We start from the raw sequence: 16,438 nt of genomic DNA on the forward strand, positions 1-16,438 counted from the left end.
ACGGCCATGAGGCAGTCTTCCTTCGCGACCCATGAGGTCTTCAACCAGTCGCCGCCATTCGAGGACGTCAATCTGTTCACGGCCGACCGGCCGTTGATGGATGCCTTGAAGGCCAATGATGGTGCCGGAGCCGAGCAGGAGCTGTCTGCATTCGGTGCGCTCTGGGGCTCAGCTGCGATGGCCGAGCAGGGCCGGCTCGCCAACGAGAACACGCCGAAGCTGCGCAGCTTCGACGCCAAGGGCTTTCGGCGAGACGTCGTCGAATTTCATCCGGCCTACCATGCGATGATGACGCGCTCGGCCGCAGCCGGCCTGCACAATTCGACATGGACGGCAGAAGGCCAGCCCGTCGGCGGCTGCTCGGAGGTGGTGCGCGCCGCGAAGTTCTATATCGCCTCGCAGGTCGAGAGCGGCCATCTCTGCCCGATCACCATGACGCGGGCCTCGGTGGCGGCGCTGGCCGCCCAGCCTGATCTGCTGGCAAGAGCGATGCCGGTCATCGCGACCGATGACTACGATCCGGCGTTTGCGCCGTGGTGGCAAAAACGCGGCATGACACTCGGCATGGGCATGACCGAGAAGCAGGGCGGGACCGACGTGCGCGCCAACCTGACGCGCGCTGAGCGTACGACCGATGGCTATCGCATCACGGGGCATAAATGGTTCATGTCGGCGCCGATGTGCGACGCCTTCCTGGTGCTGGCGCAGGCCGATGCCGGCCTGACCTGCTTCTTCATGCCGCGCTTCAAGCCGGATGGCTCGGTGAACGCGATCCAGTTCCAGCGCTTGAAGGACAAGCTCGGCAACCGCTCCAATGCCTCGTCGGAGGTGGAGTTCGTCGGCGCCTATGCCGAGCGGGTCGGCGACGAGGGCAGGGGCATCAGCACCATCATCCAGATGGTGCAACTGACGCGGCAGGATTGCGCGATCTCGTCTGCCGGCCTGATGCGCTCGGGGCTCGCGCACGCGCTGCATCATGCGCGCCATCGCAGCGTGTTCCAGAAGCATCTCGCCGACCAGCCGCTGATGCAGGCGGTGCTCGCCGACATGGCTCTCCATGTCGAGGCGACGGTGGCGCTGGTGATGCGGCTGTGTCAGGCGTTCGATCGCGCGCCTCTGTCGCCGCGGGAGGCGAACTACGTGCGGCTGCTGACACCGGCGATCAAATACTGGGTCTGCAAGAGCGCGCCGCCGTTCCTGTATGAGGCGATGGAATGCCTGGGCGGCAACGGCTATGTCGAGGACGGCATCCTCGCCCGCCATTTCCGGGAGTCGCCGGTCAATGCGATCTGGGAAGGCTCGGGCAACGTCATGTGCCTGGACGTGCTGCGGGCGCTGGCGCGCGAGGCGGAGGCGGCCGCGCACGTCCTGATGCATCTCAAAGCAGAGACCAGCGGGTTGCCCGGCGCGGCGGAGTCGCTCGCCTTCATCGAGACCAGCTTCCGCCGGCCGGATTCCGAGCGCGTCGCGCGCCTCGCAGTCGAGAAGTTGGCGCTGCTCGCAGCCGCCGCCGCGCTCAACCTCGTTATGCCCGCTCATGCGGAGCTTTTCGCCGCCACGCGGCTCGCCAATGTTCACCCGAGCATGTATGGCGCGGTCGATCTCGATCGCTCAGACATCCGTAGCTTGCTGGAGCGCGCGCTGCCTTGACCGACTCTCCCGAAGCCGCCGTGATGGATTCGCTCGATCCGGGCAACCCGCCGCAGCAGGTCGCTCCGGCGCAGCATCAGCCTCGCACGCTGGGCTTCTGGCGCACCTTGCTGTGGGGCCTCCTCATCATCGTCGTGTTCTTCATCGGCCAGCTGACTCCGATCGTCTATTTCCTGCTGCGCCATGAGGGTCCAATCGACAGCATGGCCGCGTTTCAGTTGGCCATGATCCAGATCGCGAGCCGGTCGCTCACGGTCTCGCTGTCGGCGATCATGGGCGTCCCGGCCATTTTGATCCCGATCTATTTTGCCGTCCGCCACACCCGCATGTCGTTCGTCGACTATCTGGGCCTGCGTTGGACCGGCTGGAAGAATTTCGTCTTTGGCGTTGTCGGGATGGTCGTGATCCTGGGATGCTGGGAGCTGGCGGCGCAGCTGACGGGACGCGAAGAGAAGTCGGCGAGCTTCATGGTGGACATCATGAAGACCGCCAGAGGCGACGGCGTGGTCTGGCTGCTGGTCATCGCCTTCTGCGTCGCCGCACCAGTGTCGGAAGAGCTGATGGCGCGTGGCTTTCTCTACCGCGGCTGGTCGGACTCCTTCCTGCGCGTGCCCGGCGCCATCGTGCTGTCGTCCTTGCTGTGGACCGTGCTGCATCTGCAGTACGACTGGTTCGCCCTGATCAACGTGTTTTCCCTCGGCGTGTGGTTCGGCTATCTGCGCTCTCGTACCCACTCCACCTATCTGACCATGGTGCTGCACGGCCTCAACAACCTCGCCGCCACGGTGCAGACCATGTGGCTGGCCAGCGGTTCTTCCTGAACGGACGCGTTCAGCTCGCCCAGGCGATCGCGAGCGGCATGGTCAGCGCCGCCAGCACCGTTTGCAGCGAGATGATCTGCGCCAGCAGCGGCGCGTCGCCGCCCATCTGCTTGGCCAGCACATAGGCGCTCGGCGAGGTCGGCACCGCCGCGCAGATCGCGACGACGACGAGGCTCGGGCCGGTGACGCCGAACCATCCGGCGAGCCCGATCGCGAGAAGGGGCATCAAGACCAGCTTGAGCACGACGCCGAGCGCAGCGGCCGGGCCAGCGCGGCGCAAGCCTTCGAAGTGCAGGCCGGCGCCGGTCACCAGCAGGCCGATCGGCAGCGAGGCCTGTCCGAGCGCATCGGCGGCATCGTGCCAGAGCTTTGGCAGCGGCATATGCGCCACGTTCAGTGCGAGCCCGGCGATGCAGGCCCAGATCAGCGGATTGCGCACGATGGTGGCAAGGATCTCACGGATCGAGCGGCGGGTCGGCGAGGCGTAGTGGGCGAGCACGGCGACGCTGAACACGTTGACCATTGGGATGATCGCGATCATCGCCACCGACGCCGCCGCAAGCCCGGACGCGCCGAACAGGCTGCCGGCGACGCTGAGCGCGACGTAGGTCTGCCAGCGGGTTGCCCCTTGGAAGATCGAGGTGAAGGCCGGACCATCGATGCCGGAGCGGGTGAGCAGCGGCCGCAGCGCGAGGCACAGCGCCGACATCGCCAGCATCGCCAGGAACAAGGCGCCGCCGATGCCGGCGACCGGCACCTTGCCGAGATCGGCCTTCACCAGGCTCTGCATCAGCAGCGCCGGAAACAGCACATAATAAGTCAGCCGCTCGAGCCCGTGCCATTGCGTATCCAGCCGGATCAGGCTGCGCCGCAGGCCGAAGCCGACCACGATCAGCAGGAATACCGGCGCGAGCGCCGCGGCGACGGGGCTCATGGGCTAGCGACCGGACTGGCGCAAGGTCGCAAGCCGATCGAGCGCTCCCTGCAGGATGAAGATCGCCGCATGCGTGTCGATCACCTCGGCGCGCCTGGCGCGGCTGACATCCATGCCGATCAGCTCGCGCTCGACCGCCGCCGTCGACAGCCGCTCGTCCCACAGGCCGATCGGCAGGTCGGTGAGGCCGGCGAGATTGCGCGCGAACGCCCGGGTCGACTGCGCCCGCGGCCCCTCGCTGCCATCCATGTTGATGGGTAGGCCCAGCACCAAGCCGACCACCTTGCGCTCGGTGCAAATCGCCAGCAGTCGCGCCGCGTCGGCCTTGAAGGCCTTGCGCTGGATCGTCTCGACGCCGGTGGCGAGCCGCCGGTCCGGATCGGACACGGCGACGCCGATGGTCTTGGTGCCGAGATCGAGGCCGACGAGCGCGCCGCGCTCGGGCCAGCGGCCAGCGGCCTCGATGAGGGGGAGGATGGGGGCGGGCATGGCAATGCGCTTAACACGCAGGTGCGTGGCGGGCCAGCAGGTGAGGACGTGCATCGCTTCGCCGCCCCGATGAAGCTCGCGCACGCGAGTCGACCGGCCCAGATGTCGAGCGTTGCAGTCTTTCCCGGATGCGCCGGCTTTGGATCATCAAGCGAAGCTGGTGGAGCGCGAGAGCTTGTTCCAGGCACTCACTTCGGCTTTCATGCCCTCGATCTTCTGCTCGACCAGGGCCAGCGCGTCCTCGCCGAGGAACAGCCGCACAGGCGGTTTTTCGGCTTCCACGAGGGCAAGCAATGCCTGTGCGGCCTTCGCGGGATCGCCGGGTTGGTTTCCGCTCTTGGCCAATCGGGCGGCGCGAATCGGATCCATGACGGCGTCGTAGTCGGAAATGCTGCGCGGCGTGCGATCCATGGACCGTCCCGCCCAATCGGTACGAAACTGACCGGGCGCAAGCGCAATGACGCGGATGCCGAAGGGGGCCACTTCCTTGCCGAGCGACTCCGAGATGCCCTCCAGCGCGAACTTGCTGCCGCAATAGAAGCTGATCCCGGGCATGGTGATGAAGCCGCCCATGGAGGTCACATTGACGATATGGCCGCGCCGCCTCGCGCGCATCCCCGGCAACACGGCCTTCATCATCGCGACAGGGCCGAACACGTTGGCGGCGAACTGCCGCTGCAGATCGTCGAGCGAGGACTCCTCCAGCGTGCCCTCGTGACCGTAGCCGGCATTGTTCACCAGGACGTCGATCGCGCCAATCTGCTTCTCGGCCTCTGCCACAGCAGCCGGGATTGCATCGAAATCGGTAACATCGATCACGAGAGGATGAGCCTTGCCCGCTGCAAGCGCGGCAAAAGCCTCGGCATCCCCGACCCTTCGCACGGTCCCGATCACCCGATGGCCGGCGGCCAGCGCGCCCTTTGCGAACGCTCGGCCCAAGCCCGAACTGACGCCAGTGACGAGGAAAATCTTCGATTCGGCAGCCGCCATCGTACAACTCCGCATGACAAGGTTATCTATATCATGATATAGATATTGCATGGTACCTCGCAAGACCGAACATTCATCCATTGGCATGAGAGGCGAGCCGCTTCGTCGGCACGTCCTCGATGCGGCAGAGCGGCTTCTCCGTCAGGGCAGGGCCGATTTCTCGATGCGAGACCTTGCCGCTGAGGCGGGGGTCAGCTTCGCGACGCCGTTCAATCAGTTTGGCAACAAGGCGGCGATCATGCAGGCTCTCTCCATACGTCGGATCGACACCATGGAGACGCGGTACACCGCCGCGCCACCATCGAGAGATACGAAGACACGCGTGCTATTGGCTATTGATACGGCGGTGGCGGTGATGTTGGAGAATCCAGACGTGAACCGGACCGTGATGGGATGGCTGGGTGCCGCCCAGGCTTCGCCCGGTCAGACGCTTTCCCGATCCACTGCCTTCTGGGCACTGGCCTTGGGAAAGGGAGAGGGACTGACGGCCAGCCGGCGAGAACAAGCGCTGTGCTGCCTTCCAGAGCAACTCGCCTTCAGTTTCCGCGGCGTGTTGTCCTTCTGGACTGCGGGCGAATTGTCGGACGCGGCGCTCGCCCCGCGTGCGCGAGACATGGCGAGTGCCTTGTTGCTCGCCTACCTCCATTAACGTCCGATAGGGGCGGCTTGGTCGACTGACCGACCGGTCCCAGGTCTGTGTCGGCCGGCTCGCTCCAGGCGCGCCTGCGGCGGACTCCTTGTCCAAGGCTTACTTTCGCAGGACGATTCCAGACTCCTCGTGAGGACGCGGCGCTCCCGGGATGCCCTCACGAGGAGATCGGCGGAGCTTAACGGATCGCGATCGGGTTGATCATGCCCTGGACGCCGCCGCGCCAGCGCGGCTGACCCAGCACGAACAGGAACTCGTAGCCCTTGTCCTTGGCGAGGTCGGCCGTGTTCATGTTCTCCAGGATGTAGGTCCCGTTCATGGCGAGCAGGATCTGGTGCACCTCGAACAGGTTCGGCGACTCGAACGGGATCGCCTCCACCGCCCAGTTGTCGGCCCCGACCGCGACCACGCCCTTCGAGGTCAGGTATTTGGCGCCCTCGACGCCGAGACCGGGCTCGCCGGCGCCGTAACGCTTATCGTCCTTGCCGATCAAACCAAGCCAGCCGGTGTGGAAGATCACGATGTCGCCCTGGCGGATCTCGACGCCCTGCTTCTTGGCAGCTTCCTCGATCTCCTTGACGTTGAACGCGGTGCCTTCCTTGACCACGTCGGTGTTGTAATAAGCCGCCATGTCGAGCAGCACGCCGCGCGCCACCAAGGGCGGCACCTTCTCGATGCCGAGCTTCTTCAGGCCGGTCGGATCGGCGAAGTCGAGCAGCTTGTTGCCGTTGTAATAGACGTGCTCGATGCCGAGATGGCCGAGCCCGTCGATCTGGCTGCCGACGCCGACCCAGCCTTCGACGATGTCGTCATTGTAGGTCGCCTTGTTCGGGCCGAGGCCGGGAATTCCGGCCTGGCCCGGCTGCACCACGGTGATCTTGAACGAACGCGGCGGATAGGCCGGCGTCTTGGAATCGACGATCATGCCGAGCGGGTAGGACTTGCCGGTCTTCACCAGCGAGGCGGCTTTGACCACGAGCTCCGGCGTGATGTAGTTGGCCGCGCCGATCTCGTCCTGTGGGCCCCATTTCGATTTCGTCCAATCCGGGGTCTTGTCCTGGGCATTCGCCGTCCCGATCGCACCCATCATGGCAATCGAGCAGCACAACACGAACGCGTTGCGCATCGCATTTCCTCCGACATGTTGACGTTTGTTCTGTTTCGCGCTGGGCCAGCGCTGCATCCTAACGTAGTAGAGGATGGCCAGACAAAGCTATTTCGCGCGCGTGCGCTGCACAGCGCCCGAAAGTCGCATCGGTCGAAATGGCTGTTTTTCCCTGCGCGAAAACGTCATTTCGCGCAATGGAATGCGCCGTTCGCTGGCGATGCTCAGCACAATCTTTGAATGAATCGCGTCAGGCTGCGATGTCGTGGTCCCGGCCGGCGAGTCCGGCCATGAAGGCCGAGAGGCCGCTGCTGCGATGCGCCGCGCGGCGGTGGATGAACAGGGTTTCGACGCGTCCATGACTTGGATCGAGCGTGTGCAGGCTGACGCTGCCGATCATCTCGTTTCGCGTCACCACAGCGCGTGGCAGCAGCGCGACGCCCATGCCAGCGGCGACGCAGCCGATCATGCCGTCGAGCGTACCGAGCTCGATGCGCGCGGCCGCGGGCCAGCCGAAATCGTTGAAGACCTGCTCCAGCCGCTGCCGGTAGGTGCAGCCGGCCCTGAACACCAGCGCCGTCGGGCCGGAGGCAGCCGTGGCCGCACGCAAGGCTGACAGGCTTTCAAAGCGCCGGGCCGTCACCAGCACCAGCTCTTCCTCGAAGGCGATGATACCCGAGAGCTCGGGATGTTCGATCGGGCCGGCCACGAAAGCGCCCTCGAGCGTCCCGTCGAGTACGGCGGCCACCAGCTCGGCGGTTGGCGCCGTGCGCAGACCGAGGGTGACAGCCGGGAAGCGCCGATGAAAATCCGCGAGCAGCGTCGGCAGGCGCACGGCGGCGGTCGTCTCCATCGAGCCGATCGTCAGCGGTCCTCTCGGCTCGCCGTCATCGCGCGCGGCGAGCAGCGCTTCGCGCGACAGCGCCGCCATCCGGTCGGCGTAAGGCAGAAGTCGCAGCCCGGCATGGGTCAGGGTCATGCCGCGGCTGTGCCGCTCGAACAGTGCGGTGCCGATCTCGCCTTCCAGCGCCTTGATCCGCTGGGTCACGTTGGACTGCACCGTGTTGAGGGCCTCAGCAGCGCGGGTGATGCCGCCGCTGCGCGCCACGGCTGCAAAGGTTTCGAGGTCGCTCAGTTCCACGCCGATCTCCGTTTTGAATCTGCGATGGCAGAGTTCTCAAGTATTCATTTTGAGAGAATGCTAGCCGCGCCTAAAGTCGCCGTCCAGAGTTGAGGAGACTTTCATGGCACTGCGGACGGCGTTGACGGAGAAGCTCGGCATCAGCCAGCCGATCCTGCTGGCGCCGATGGATCTGATTGCCGATGCGCGCCTCGTGCGCGCGGTCAGCGACGCCGGGGGATTCGGTATTCTCGGTGGCGGCTATGGCAACCGAACCTGGCTCGCGCAAGAGACCGCAAAGCTTGAAGGCTTGCCTGCGCCGTTCGGTATCGGTTTCATCACCTGGTCGCTGGCGAAGCAACCCGATCTGCTCGACGTGGCGCTCGCCGCCAGGCCCGCGGCGATCATGCTGTCATTCGGCGATCCCGCGCGGTTCGCGCCGGCTATCAAGCGGGCCGGTGCGTTGCTGATCTGCCAGGTGCAGGACGAAGCGATGGCAGAGCAGGCGATCGCGGCGGGTGCCGACATCCTGGTTGCACAAGGAACCGAGGCGGGCGGTCATGGCGCGTCGCGGACCACGCTCGATATCGTGCCGGCGATCGTCGACCTCGCCGCGGGGCGAGTGCCGGTGGCGGCGGCCGGCGGTCTTGCCGATGGCCGCGGCCTTGCGGCGATGCTGATGCTGGGGGCGGAGGGCGTGCTGCTCGGCACGCGCTTCTATGCCAGCCGGGAGGCTGCCGGCGCCGACGAGGCCAAGCGGCGCATCTGCGCTGCGAAAGCCGGCGAGACCGTGCGCGGCATCATCTTCGACCTGTCCCGCAACAATGTCTGGCCGGCGCCGTTTACCGGACGCTGCCTGGTCAACGACCATGCGCGCCGCTGGAAGGGGCGCGAGGTCGAGCTGCTGCAGCAGGTCGAGAACGTGTCGGCGGACTATGTGAAGGCACGGACCGAAGGCAATTTCGACATCGCCGCCGTCATTGCCGGCGAGGCCGTCGGCCTGATCCATGATATCCCGCCGGCCGCCGAGATCGTCGCGCGCATCGTCGATGAGGCCGAGCAGATCCTGCAAGGGCGGCGCAACTCGTCCGCCGTCTTCGCCAAGCAATAGGAGCAGCCCATGTGGCCCGATCGCCGCTTCCTGGATCTCGTCAAGACCGAGCACCCGATCGTGCTCGCGCCGATGGCCGGCGTGATGGATGCCGATCTCGTCATCGCGGTGGCGCAAGGCGGCGGGCTCGGCTCGCTTCCCTGTGCCATGCTCTCCGCAGACAAGGCGCGCGAGCAGGTCAACATCATCCGCCAGCGCGTGTCGGCGCCGATCAACGTGAACTTCTTCTGCCACACGCCGGTCGAGGCCGATGCGGCACGTGAGGCCGCATGGAAGCAGAGGCTCGGCGCCTATTACCAGGAGTATGGCGTGGATCCGGCGGCTCCGGTGACGGCCGCGAACCGCGCTCCGTTCGATGCCGCGATGTGCGCCGTCGTCGAGGAACTGGGGCCGGAGGTCATCAGCTTCCATTTCGGCCTGCCTGAGCCGTCGCTGTTGGCGCGCGTGAAGGCGACAGGCGCGGTCGTGATGGCGTCCGCGACCGTGGTGCGGGAGGCGGTGTGGCTGGAGCGGAACGGCGTCGACGTCATCATCGCGCAAGGTGCGGAGGCGGGCGGTCATCGCGGCATGTTCCTGACCGACAAGCTTGCCGAGCAGGTCGGTACGTTCGCGCTGGTGCCGCAGATCGTGGATGCGGTGAAGCTGCCTGTCATCGCCGCCGGCGGCATCGCCGATGCGCGCGGCATCGCCGCGGCGTTCGCGCTCGGCGCCAGCGGCGTGCAGATCGGCAGCGCGTTTCTGCGCTGCCCCGAGTCCAAGGTCAGCGCGATGGCCCGCGCCGCGCTTGCCGCGGCCGATGACGAATCCACCGTCATCACCAACGTGATGACCGGCCGGCTCGCCCGCGGCGTCGCCAACCGGGTGATGCGCGAGGTCGGGCCGATCTCGCCGGATGCGCCGGCGTTTCCGCATGCCGCCACCGCGCTCGGTCCGCTCAAGGCCGCCGCGGAGAAGCAGGGAAGGGTCGATTTCACCAATCTCTGGGCCGGGCAGGCGCTGCCGCTCGGGCGCGCGCTACCGGCCGCCGAATTGACGCGGACACTGGCCGAACAGGCCCAGGCGCGCTTGCGGCGGATGGCGGGCTGACGCTGCGGGCAGGGCGCTGCCCCAGAAAGTCCGGAGGCTGCCGGTTGCGGCGCGAAAGCGGGCTCTGCTATAGGGCGGGTTCACCTTGTCCCGTGAGGCCCTATATAATGTCGGTCGATGCCGCCACCGTCCGCCGGATCGCGCAATTGGCGCGGATCGCTGTCACTGACGCCGAGGTCCCGCATCTGCAGGGCGAGCTCAATGCGATGCTTAACTTCGTCGAGCAACTGTCGGAGGTCAATGTCGAGGGCGTCGAGCCGATGACCTCGGTGACACCGATGGCGATGAAGAAGCGCCAGGACGTCGTCACTGACGGCGAGATCGCCGACGACATCGTCAAGAACGCGCCCATGACCGAGAACAACTTCTTTCTCGTGCCGAAGGTCGTGGAATAGCCAGGGCAGGTCCGCGCTTATCGCGCGTGATCCGCTCCTTCAAACCGACAAGCGAGCCAACGCCATGTGCCTGCTCTGCGACGATGAAGCGGCCTACAAGGCCTATATGGACTATCTCGACGCCATGGAGCGGCAGGGCAAGGCCGCCGATCCGGACAAGACCGTCAACGAGATCCTCGACCAGCTCGAAGCGGCCGCCAATACCAAGAAAGCCTCCCCTGCGAAGAACAAGTTCTTCGCGGACGACGCGGCCGACGACAAGACGCTTTCCCCTTTCTTCTGCAGCCCGATCAACAAATGACCGATTTGACGTCCCTGACGCTCGCCGAGGCCCGCAAGGGTCTCGCGAGCAAGACCTTCACGTCGCTGGAACTCACCGACGCCCATCTCAAGGCGATCGAGGAGGCGCGGGCGCTCAATGCCTTCGTGATGGAGACGCCGGACCAGGCGCGCGCGATGGCGCGCGACGCCGACGCCAAGATCAATAGAGGCGAGGGTGGGCCGCTGGCCGGCATTCCGCTCGGGATCAAGGACCTGTTCGCGACCAAGGACGTCCGCACCACGGCCTGCTCGAAGATCCTCGGTAATTTCGTGCCGACCTACGAGTCGACAGTGACCTCGCAGCTCTGGCGCGATGGCGCGGTGATGCTCGGCAAGCTCAACAATGACGAGTTCGCGATGGGCTCGTCGAACGAGACCTCGTACTTCGGCCCGGTCGGCAACCCCTGGCGCCGCGAGGGCTCCAACACCACGCTGGTGCCGGGCGGCTCGTCCGGCGGCTCGGCGTCGGCGGTGGCGGCGCTGCTCTGCATGGGCGCGACCGCAACCGATACCGGCGGCTCGATCCGCCAGCCGGCCGCGTTCACCGCCACCGTCGGCATCAAGCCGACCTATGGCCGCTGCTCGCGCTGGGGCGTCGTCGCCTTCGCTTCCTCGCTCGACCAGGCCGGGCCGATCGCGCGCTCGACCCGCGATGCGGCCATCCTGCTGCGCTCGATGGCCGGCCACGACCCGAAGGACACGACCTCGGTCGACATCCCCGTGCCGGACTACGAGGCTGCGATCGGGAAGTCCGTGAAGGGCATGAAGATCGGCATTCCCAAGGAGTATCGGCTCGACGGCATGCCGGCCGAAATCGAGAAGCTCTGGAGTGAGGGTCGCAAGTGGCTGGAAGCCGCCGGCGCAGAAACCGTCGAGGTGTCGCTGCCGCACACCAAATACGCTCTGCCGGCCTATTACATCGTGGCGCCGGCGGAGGCGTCCTCCAACCTCGCCCGCTACGACGGCGTCCGCTACGGCCTGCGCGTGCCCGGCAAGTCGATCGGCGAGCTGTACGAGAACACCCGCGCCGAAGGTTTCGGGCCCGAGGTGCGGCGCCGCGTCATGATCGGGACCTATGTGCTGTCGGCCGGCTATTACGACGCCTATTACATCCGGGCGCAGAAGGTCCGCACCCTCATCAAGAAGGATTTCGAGGACTGCTTTGCGAGGGGCGTGAACGCGATCCTGACGCCGGCGACGCCGTCGGCCGCGTTCGGCATCGGGGAGAAGGGCGGCGCCGATCCGGTCGAGATGTATCTCAACGATATCTTCACGGTGACGGTGAACATGGCGGGCCTGCCGGGCATCGCGGTGCCGGCCGGCAAGGACGGACAGGGGCTGCCGCTCGGGCTGCAACTGATCGGCCGTCCGTTCGACGAGGAGACGCTGTTCTCGCTCGGCGAGGTCATCGAGCAGGCGGCGGGACGCTTCACGCCGGTCCGGTGGTGGTAAGCGTCGCCGAGTTCAAGACGAGCCTCGCGGGCGACGCGCCCGCGGCCGGCCTGACGCCGGTGCTCACCGGCCTGTGGTGGCTGGCGAAGGGCGACTGGGACCGGGCGCACAAGATCATTCAGGACGAGACCGGCCGCGACGCGGCCTGGGCGCACGCGCATCTGCATCGCGTCGAAGGCGATCTCGGCAATGCCGCCTATTGGTATCGGCAGGCCGGGCAGCCCGTCGCCAAGGATGCATTGGATATCGAATTTGAGCGGATCGTCTCCGCGCTGATGGGGAGTTGAGGGCCATGACGGCAACCAGCGGCAAGCTGATGAAGGGCGCCACCGGCGACTGGGAGGTCGTGATCGGCATGGAGATCCACGCCCAGGTCACCTCGAAGTCGAAGCTGTTCTCGGGCGCCTCGACCGCGTTCGGCGGCGATCCCAACAGCCATGTCTCGCTGGTCGACGTGGCGATGCCGGGCATGCTGCCGGTCATCAACGAGGAGTGCGTGCGCCAGGCCGTGCGCACCGGGCTTGGTCTGAACGCCAAGATCAACCTGCGCTCGGTGTTCGACCGCAAGAACTATTTCTATCCCGACCTGCCGCAGGGCTACCAGATCAGCCAGTACAAGGACCCGATCGTGGGCGAGGGCGAGGTCACGGTCGAGCTCGACGGCGGCAAGACCGCCACTGTTGGCATCGAGCGCCTGCACATCGAGCAGGATCCCGGCAAGATGCTGCACGACCAGTCGCCCTCGCTGTCCTATATCGACTTCAACCGCTGCGGCGTGGCGCTGATGGAGATCGTCTCCAAGCCTGATATCCGCGACGCCGAGCAGGCCAAGGCCTATGTGACCAAGCTGCGCTCGATCATGCGCTATCTCGGCACCTGCGACGGCGACATGGAGAAGGGAAGCCTGCGCGCCGACGTCAACGTCTCCGTGCGCAAGCCGGGCGGCCCGCTCGGCACCCGCTGCGAGATCAAGAACATCAACTCGATCAATTTCATCGGCCAGGCGGTCGAGGCCGAGGCGCGGCGCCAGATCGAGATCATCGAGGACGGCGGCGTGATCGAGCAGGAAACCCGCCGCTTCGATCCCGACAAGGGCGAGACGCGCTCGATGCGCTCCAAGGAGGAGGCGCACGATTACCGTTACTTCCCGGATCCGGACCTGCTGCCGCTCGAATTCAGCCAGGCCTTCGTCGACGAGCTGAAGGCTGCGCTGCCGGAGCTGCCGGACCAGAAGAAGGCGCGCTTCATCGCGGATTTCGGCCTGTCGCCCTATGACGCCTCCGTGCTGGTGGCCGAGCGCGAGAGCGCTGCGTTCTACGAGGCCGTCCTGGAGGCGCTGTCCGAGCGGGCACGCGATGGCAAGCTCGCCGCCAACTGGGTGATCAACGAGCTGTTCGGCCGGCTCAACAAGGAGGGCCGCGACATCGCGTCCTCGCCGGTGTCGGCTTCCCAGCTCGCGGCGATCGTCGCGCTGATCGGCGAAGGCACCATCTCCGGCAAGATCGCCAAGGATCTGTTCGAGATCGTCTGGAGCGAGGGCGGCGACCCCCGCGAGCTGGTCGAGAGCCGCGGCATGAAGCAGGTCACCGACCTTGGTGCCATCGAGAAGGTGGTCGACGAGATCATCGCCGCCAATCCGGACAAGGTCGCGCAGGCGAAGGCCAAGCCGCAGCTCGCCGGCTGGTTCGTCGGTCAGGTGATGAAGTCGTCGGGCGGTAAGGCCAACCCGCAGGCGGTCAACGATCTCCTGAAGAGCAAGCTCGGCATCTGAACGACGATCGCCCGTCTTCGTTCCAGCGGCGCGCACATGGTGCGCGCCGTTTGTCTTGGCGTCGCGGTCCGGCGAATCGCCGCACGCGATTCGCAAAAAAGCCACCATTGCCGAGCGTTCGAACGCACACGAGGGCGTGTGCAATGAAAATTTTTTCATTGCCAAAATTTACGACTCAGAGTCCGCGCGTTGCTCTCACCATGCGAGTCTGCACGCCGACACGCCGGCGTCGTCGCGTGCGACGTGCCGCTCAGCCGTTCAGAAAAATACTTGCAGCACAGGCTTTTTGCGCAATCTCGATTAGTTGCGATCGCGGCCTTGCGCGGGGAGACGTTTGTATTTTCTCGATCGATCGACGCGCTGCTTCGCGCGTTTCGTCAGCCGCACACGCGCGCGCCTGTCAACACTTCCTTAAGCCGGAAGCTGTTTTTTTTCACTCGTTGGTGTATCGATGAGGAGTGCAGCTCGATTCCCGAGTGCACGCATCGACTAAGCCATCTCACATCGGAGGGCAACATGGCCAAGAAAGCGAAGAAGGCGAAGAAGGCAGTGAAGAAGGTCGCGAAGACCGCGGCGAAGAAGACTGCCAAGAAGACCAAGAAGGTCGCCAAGAAGAAGTAACTCTCGCAGTCCTCTGCGAGATGAGTCCGGCAACTGATGCCGGCACGTCGTTGGAACGCAGGTCGGCATAGCTCCTCGAGAGCCGGGCGGATCTCCTGAAGCTCCAACAGACGATAGAGGGTGTCGGCGAGACATCAGGTCAACGGTCGGATCGAACTCGAGGGCGGCTTCGCTCGCGGTACGGTCCGGCAGAAGAAACAGGATTTCTTCGTTCGGTGCAGATCGCGTTTCCGGTCTGCAATCTCACGAGCGGCTATCAGCCAGAGTGGGATCTGATCCTGACGTGTTCGCCGACGCCCTCGATCCTTGAGCACCGCGCCTTTGGCGACTGTGTGCCTCCAACCTTCCCATAGACGAACGGCATCATCATCAGCAGCTCGGCGCAGCCGTGCTCGTACCGCGCTGCGCAATCCCCCGCACGTGCTGTCGAGACGTGTCCAGTCCCGGTGCGGCTGTTGACCAACGGCGTGGTGCGCTCCGCGCCAGCGCGGTGAGGCGCTTTCGCGGATGGTTATGAGTTTGCCAAACAGAACGGTAAACCGCTCTTTGCCGAGTTGAAGAATCCATTTCGAATCAATGCATTGAAGCCGGCCCGGGAAAATGCGGGGCTCCGCGTTCAGGGCTCGTTCAGCACGATGTTTAAACTGCCTTTCAAACTTGATCGGTCATCCTTCGCGCATAAGCCGCGAGACGGCATGGGGATAACCAGGCGTTGAACAGTTGGACGGGGGCGTGCTCGGGTTGACCGGCCGCCTCCTCGAGCGAAGGAGAGCGACGATGTTTCAAGGACAACTCAATTTTGATGACGTGACCACCGCGGAGCAGGGCGCCAGCGGCGATGTGCTGTTCGAGCTCGGCATGCTCTATGCGAGCGGTCGCGACGGTATGGTCGATCTGATCGCCGCGCACAAATGGTTCAATCTCGCCGCCCTCAGGGGGCGCGTCGACGCCGTGGCAATGCGCCGCGAGGTCGCCGAGCAGATGTCGGATGCCGAGATCGCGACCGCGCAGCGCGAGGCGCGCGCCTGGATGACCGCGCACTGAGCGAGCTAAGCCGCGGCTTGGCGGATCTCGCTTTCGGCGCGAGCATGCCGCACGCGCCAGAGTTGCCGGCCGCGAACCGGGGTGCTGGGGTGACCCGCGCCCGATCGCTCATTCTCGTCGGAAGCGGGCCTCGTCGCGCGCCGATAAATCTCCTATCTGTCGTTCGGTGTGAGGCAGACAAGCGGGATTGACGGCATGGGCCAGGCACGGCGACAGGCGCGGCGGCAAGAGCTGATCGACTGCCATGACTGCGGCAGCGGTGTCTCCTTCAGCGCAGTGGCGTGCCCGCATTGTGGATCGACCGAGCCGGCCGGGCCTGCGGTGCAGAGCCGTCGCGAGTTGAAGCGTCTGCGGGTCGAGGCCCATAATGACCGCCGCCTCGTCGTGGTGACCGCCCTCTGTGCGGGTCTCGGCGCCATCTATGGTGCCGTGATGGGAGCGGGAGGCGCAGCGTCATGGTGGGCTGTGCTCGGCTATGGGTTCGTCGGCACCATCATCGGCGTGCCCGCCGCCTTCGTGATCAACATCAGCCGTGGCTTGTTCGATTGAACCGCGCGTGATTGAGCGGCAACCGTGATCACGACGGTCACGGTCCGTTGCGATCCGGCAGGTGCGTGAACGGCTCGGCGTTGAGATGATCAGGGGGGGCTGTTGGCCGCGCAGGGACGGCTGGCGGAGACGGAGGGATTCGAACCCTCGATAGGGCTTTACAACCCTATAACGGTTTAGCAAACCGCCGCCTTCAGCCACTCGGCCACGTCTCCGGCGAGCGTCGGTATGCCCGACGCCGCGCTGAGCCGCAAGCGGCAGATTGCATGCGGTTTCGAAATCCTCACAGGGCCGCGGCTTCGCTGGACCGGTGCGGACGGTGCTCTTCAC

At 65.6% G+C, this 16,438-nt stretch carries 17 protein-coding genes and 1 tRNA gene; 12 read left to right on the forward strand and 6 right to left on the reverse strand.

All coding sequences use genetic code 11. The features are described 5' to 3' along the window. The first annotated feature begins 6 nt into the window (after window positions 1–6). Entirely contained in the window at window positions 7–1,650 is a 1,644-nt protein-coding gene (locus tag ACQR0W_RS25645; RefSeq protein WP_316171417.1) for an acyl-CoA dehydrogenase family protein, read from the forward strand. Then, on the forward strand, window positions 1,647–2,471 hold the full coding sequence (locus ACQR0W_RS25650) for a CPBP family intramembrane glutamic endopeptidase (protein WP_316171415.1): 825 nt from the start codon (window positions 1,647–1,649) through the stop codon (window positions 2,469–2,471). Before ACQR0W_RS25645 ends, ACQR0W_RS25650 begins: the two co-directional genes overlap by 4 nt. Window positions 2,472–2,481: 10 nt before the next feature. Here ACQR0W_RS25650 and ACQR0W_RS25655 read toward each other — a convergent pair whose 3' ends face one another. From ACQR0W_RS25655 to ACQR0W_RS25665, 3 genes are all read right to left on the reverse strand, one after another. Beyond that, window positions 2,482–3,405: an AEC family transporter gene (locus ACQR0W_RS25655; protein ID WP_315827243.1), complete on the reverse strand. Its 924-nt coding sequence runs from the start codon at window positions 3,403–3,405 to the stop codon at window positions 2,482–2,484. Window positions 3,406–3,408: 3 nt separating this feature from the next. Beyond that, a complete protein-coding gene (gene ruvX, locus ACQR0W_RS25660) occupies window positions 3,409–3,894 on the reverse strand; it encodes a Holliday junction resolvase RuvX (RefSeq protein ID WP_315711358.1) in 486 nt (161 codons plus the stop codon). A gap of 147 nt (window positions 3,895–4,041) precedes the next feature. Then, complete coding sequence (locus tag ACQR0W_RS25665) at window positions 4,042–4,884, reverse strand: oxidoreductase (RefSeq protein WP_315711360.1); 843 nt, start codon at window positions 4,882–4,884, stop codon at window positions 4,042–4,044. 49 nt (window positions 4,885–4,933) lie between these two features. On the opposite strand from ACQR0W_RS25665, the gene ACQR0W_RS25670 reads away from it, so the two are divergent. Beyond that, window positions 4,934–5,533 (forward strand): TetR/AcrR family transcriptional regulator, encoded by a 600-nt coding sequence (locus tag ACQR0W_RS25670; RefSeq protein WP_315752961.1) that lies wholly within the window; start codon window positions 4,934–4,936, stop codon window positions 5,531–5,533. Window positions 5,534–5,711: 178 nt separating this feature from the next. Here ACQR0W_RS25670 and ACQR0W_RS25675 read toward each other — a convergent pair whose 3' ends face one another. Next, window positions 5,712–6,659 (reverse strand): cyclase family protein, encoded by a 948-nt coding sequence (locus tag ACQR0W_RS25675; protein WP_316171413.1) that lies wholly within the window; start codon window positions 6,657–6,659, stop codon window positions 5,712–5,714. 229 nt (window positions 6,660–6,888) lie between these two features. Continuing rightward, the gene (locus ACQR0W_RS25680; RefSeq protein WP_316171411.1) at window positions 6,889–7,779 is read right to left on the reverse strand and encodes a LysR family transcriptional regulator; all 891 of its coding nucleotides are present in this window, start codon (window positions 7,777–7,779) and stop codon (window positions 6,889–6,891) included. A gap of 103 nt (window positions 7,780–7,882) precedes the next feature. Between ACQR0W_RS25680 and ACQR0W_RS25685 the strand changes: the two genes are divergently transcribed. The 9 genes from ACQR0W_RS25685 to ACQR0W_RS25725 all read left to right on the forward strand — a co-directional run bounded on the left by ACQR0W_RS25685 (window position 7,883) and on the right by ACQR0W_RS25725 (window position 16,108). Next, window positions 7,883–8,869 carry an NAD(P)H-dependent flavin oxidoreductase gene (locus tag ACQR0W_RS25685; RefSeq protein ID WP_316171409.1) on the forward strand — a complete coding sequence of 329 codons (987 nt, stop codon included), beginning with the start codon at window positions 7,883–7,885 and terminating at the stop codon, window positions 8,867–8,869. Window positions 8,870–8,878: 9 nt separating this feature from the next. Continuing rightward, window positions 8,879–9,955 carry an NAD(P)H-dependent flavin oxidoreductase gene (locus ACQR0W_RS25690; protein WP_316171407.1) on the forward strand — a complete coding sequence of 359 codons (1,077 nt, stop codon included), beginning with the start codon at window positions 8,879–8,881 and terminating at the stop codon, window positions 9,953–9,955. Between the two features lie 107 nt (window positions 9,956–10,062). Further along, window positions 10,063–10,350 (forward strand): Asp-tRNA(Asn)/Glu-tRNA(Gln) amidotransferase subunit GatC, encoded by a 288-nt coding sequence (gatC, locus tag ACQR0W_RS25695; RefSeq protein ID WP_315711367.1) that lies wholly within the window; start codon window positions 10,063–10,065, stop codon window positions 10,348–10,350. A 64-nt stretch (window positions 10,351–10,414) separates the two neighbouring features. Next, a complete protein-coding gene (locus ACQR0W_RS25700) occupies window positions 10,415–10,651 on the forward strand; it encodes a hypothetical protein (RefSeq protein ID WP_315711368.1) in 237 nt (78 codons plus the stop codon). Beyond that, window positions 10,648–12,123 (forward strand): Asp-tRNA(Asn)/Glu-tRNA(Gln) amidotransferase subunit GatA, encoded by a 1,476-nt coding sequence (gene gatA, locus ACQR0W_RS25705; RefSeq protein WP_315752955.1) that lies wholly within the window; start codon window positions 10,648–10,650, stop codon window positions 12,121–12,123. The genes ACQR0W_RS25700 and gatA overlap by 4 nt, the downstream gene beginning before the upstream one ends. Continuing rightward, window positions 12,114–12,410 (forward strand): hypothetical protein, encoded by a 297-nt coding sequence (locus tag ACQR0W_RS25710; protein WP_315827235.1) that lies wholly within the window; start codon window positions 12,114–12,116, stop codon window positions 12,408–12,410. The genes gatA and ACQR0W_RS25710 overlap by 10 nt, the downstream gene beginning before the upstream one ends. A 5-nt stretch (window positions 12,411–12,415) precedes the next feature. Next, window positions 12,416–13,894: an Asp-tRNA(Asn)/Glu-tRNA(Gln) amidotransferase subunit GatB gene (gene gatB, locus ACQR0W_RS25715; RefSeq protein WP_315752953.1), complete on the forward strand. Its 1,479-nt coding sequence runs from the start codon at window positions 12,416–12,418 to the stop codon at window positions 13,892–13,894. Between the two features lie 1,398 nt (window positions 13,895–15,292). Then, entirely contained in the window at window positions 15,293–15,559 is a 267-nt protein-coding gene (locus ACQR0W_RS25720; protein ID WP_315711373.1) for a hypothetical protein, read from the forward strand. Between the two features lie 195 nt (window positions 15,560–15,754). Continuing rightward, window positions 15,755–16,108: a hypothetical protein gene (locus ACQR0W_RS25725; RefSeq protein WP_434840842.1), complete on the forward strand. Its 354-nt coding sequence runs from the start codon at window positions 15,755–15,757 to the stop codon at window positions 16,106–16,108. A gap of 121 nt (window positions 16,109–16,229) precedes the next feature. Here the strand turns inward: ACQR0W_RS25725 and ACQR0W_RS25730 are convergent. Next, window positions 16,230–16,323: transfer RNA gene (locus ACQR0W_RS25730), tRNA-Ser, on the reverse strand. Window positions 16,324–16,438: the final 115 nt, after the last annotated feature.

The organism is Bradyrhizobium sp. HKCCYLRH1034 (assembly GCF_051168375.1).
Classification (GTDB): Bacteria; Pseudomonadota; Alphaproteobacteria; order Rhizobiales; family Xanthobacteraceae; genus Bradyrhizobium.

Coding starts and splice junctions, on each gene's coding strand:
- ACQR0W_RS25645 (WP_316171417.1), top strand. CDS start 7: ATGAGGCAGTCTTCCTTCGCGACCCATGAGGTCTTCAACCAGTCGCCG.
- ACQR0W_RS25655 (WP_315827243.1), bottom strand. CDS start 3,405: ATGAGCCCCGTCGCCGCGGCGCTCGCGCCGGTATTCCTGCTGATCGTG.
- ruvX (WP_315711358.1), bottom strand. CDS start 3,894: ATGCCCGCCCCCATCCTCCCCCTCATCGAGGCCGCTGGCCGCTGGCCC.
- ACQR0W_RS25665 (WP_315711360.1), bottom strand. CDS start 4,884: ATGGCGGCTGCCGAATCGAAGATTTTCCTCGTCACTGGCGTCAGTTCG.
- ACQR0W_RS25670 (WP_315752961.1), top strand. CDS start 4,934: ATGGTACCTCGCAAGACCGAACATTCATCCATTGGCATGAGAGGCGAG.
- ACQR0W_RS25675 (WP_316171413.1), bottom strand. CDS start 6,659: ATGCGCAACGCGTTCGTGTTGTGCTGCTCGATTGCCATGATGGGTGCG.
- ACQR0W_RS25685 (WP_316171409.1), top strand. CDS start 7,883: ATGGCACTGCGGACGGCGTTGACGGAGAAGCTCGGCATCAGCCAGCCG.
- ACQR0W_RS25690 (WP_316171407.1), top strand. CDS start 8,879: ATGTGGCCCGATCGCCGCTTCCTGGATCTCGTCAAGACCGAGCACCCG.
- gatC (WP_315711367.1), top strand. CDS start 10,063: ATGTCGGTCGATGCCGCCACCGTCCGCCGGATCGCGCAATTGGCGCGG.
- ACQR0W_RS25700 (WP_315711368.1), top strand. CDS start 10,415: ATGTGCCTGCTCTGCGACGATGAAGCGGCCTACAAGGCCTATATGGAC.
- gatA (WP_315752955.1), top strand. CDS start 10,648: ATGACCGATTTGACGTCCCTGACGCTCGCCGAGGCCCGCAAGGGTCTC.
- gatB (WP_315752953.1), top strand. CDS start 12,416: ATGACGGCAACCAGCGGCAAGCTGATGAAGGGCGCCACCGGCGACTGG.
- ACQR0W_RS25720 (WP_315711373.1), top strand. CDS start 15,293: ATGTTTCAAGGACAACTCAATTTTGATGACGTGACCACCGCGGAGCAG.
- ACQR0W_RS25725 (WP_434840842.1), top strand. CDS start 15,755: ATGGGCCAGGCACGGCGACAGGCGCGGCGGCAAGAGCTGATCGACTGC.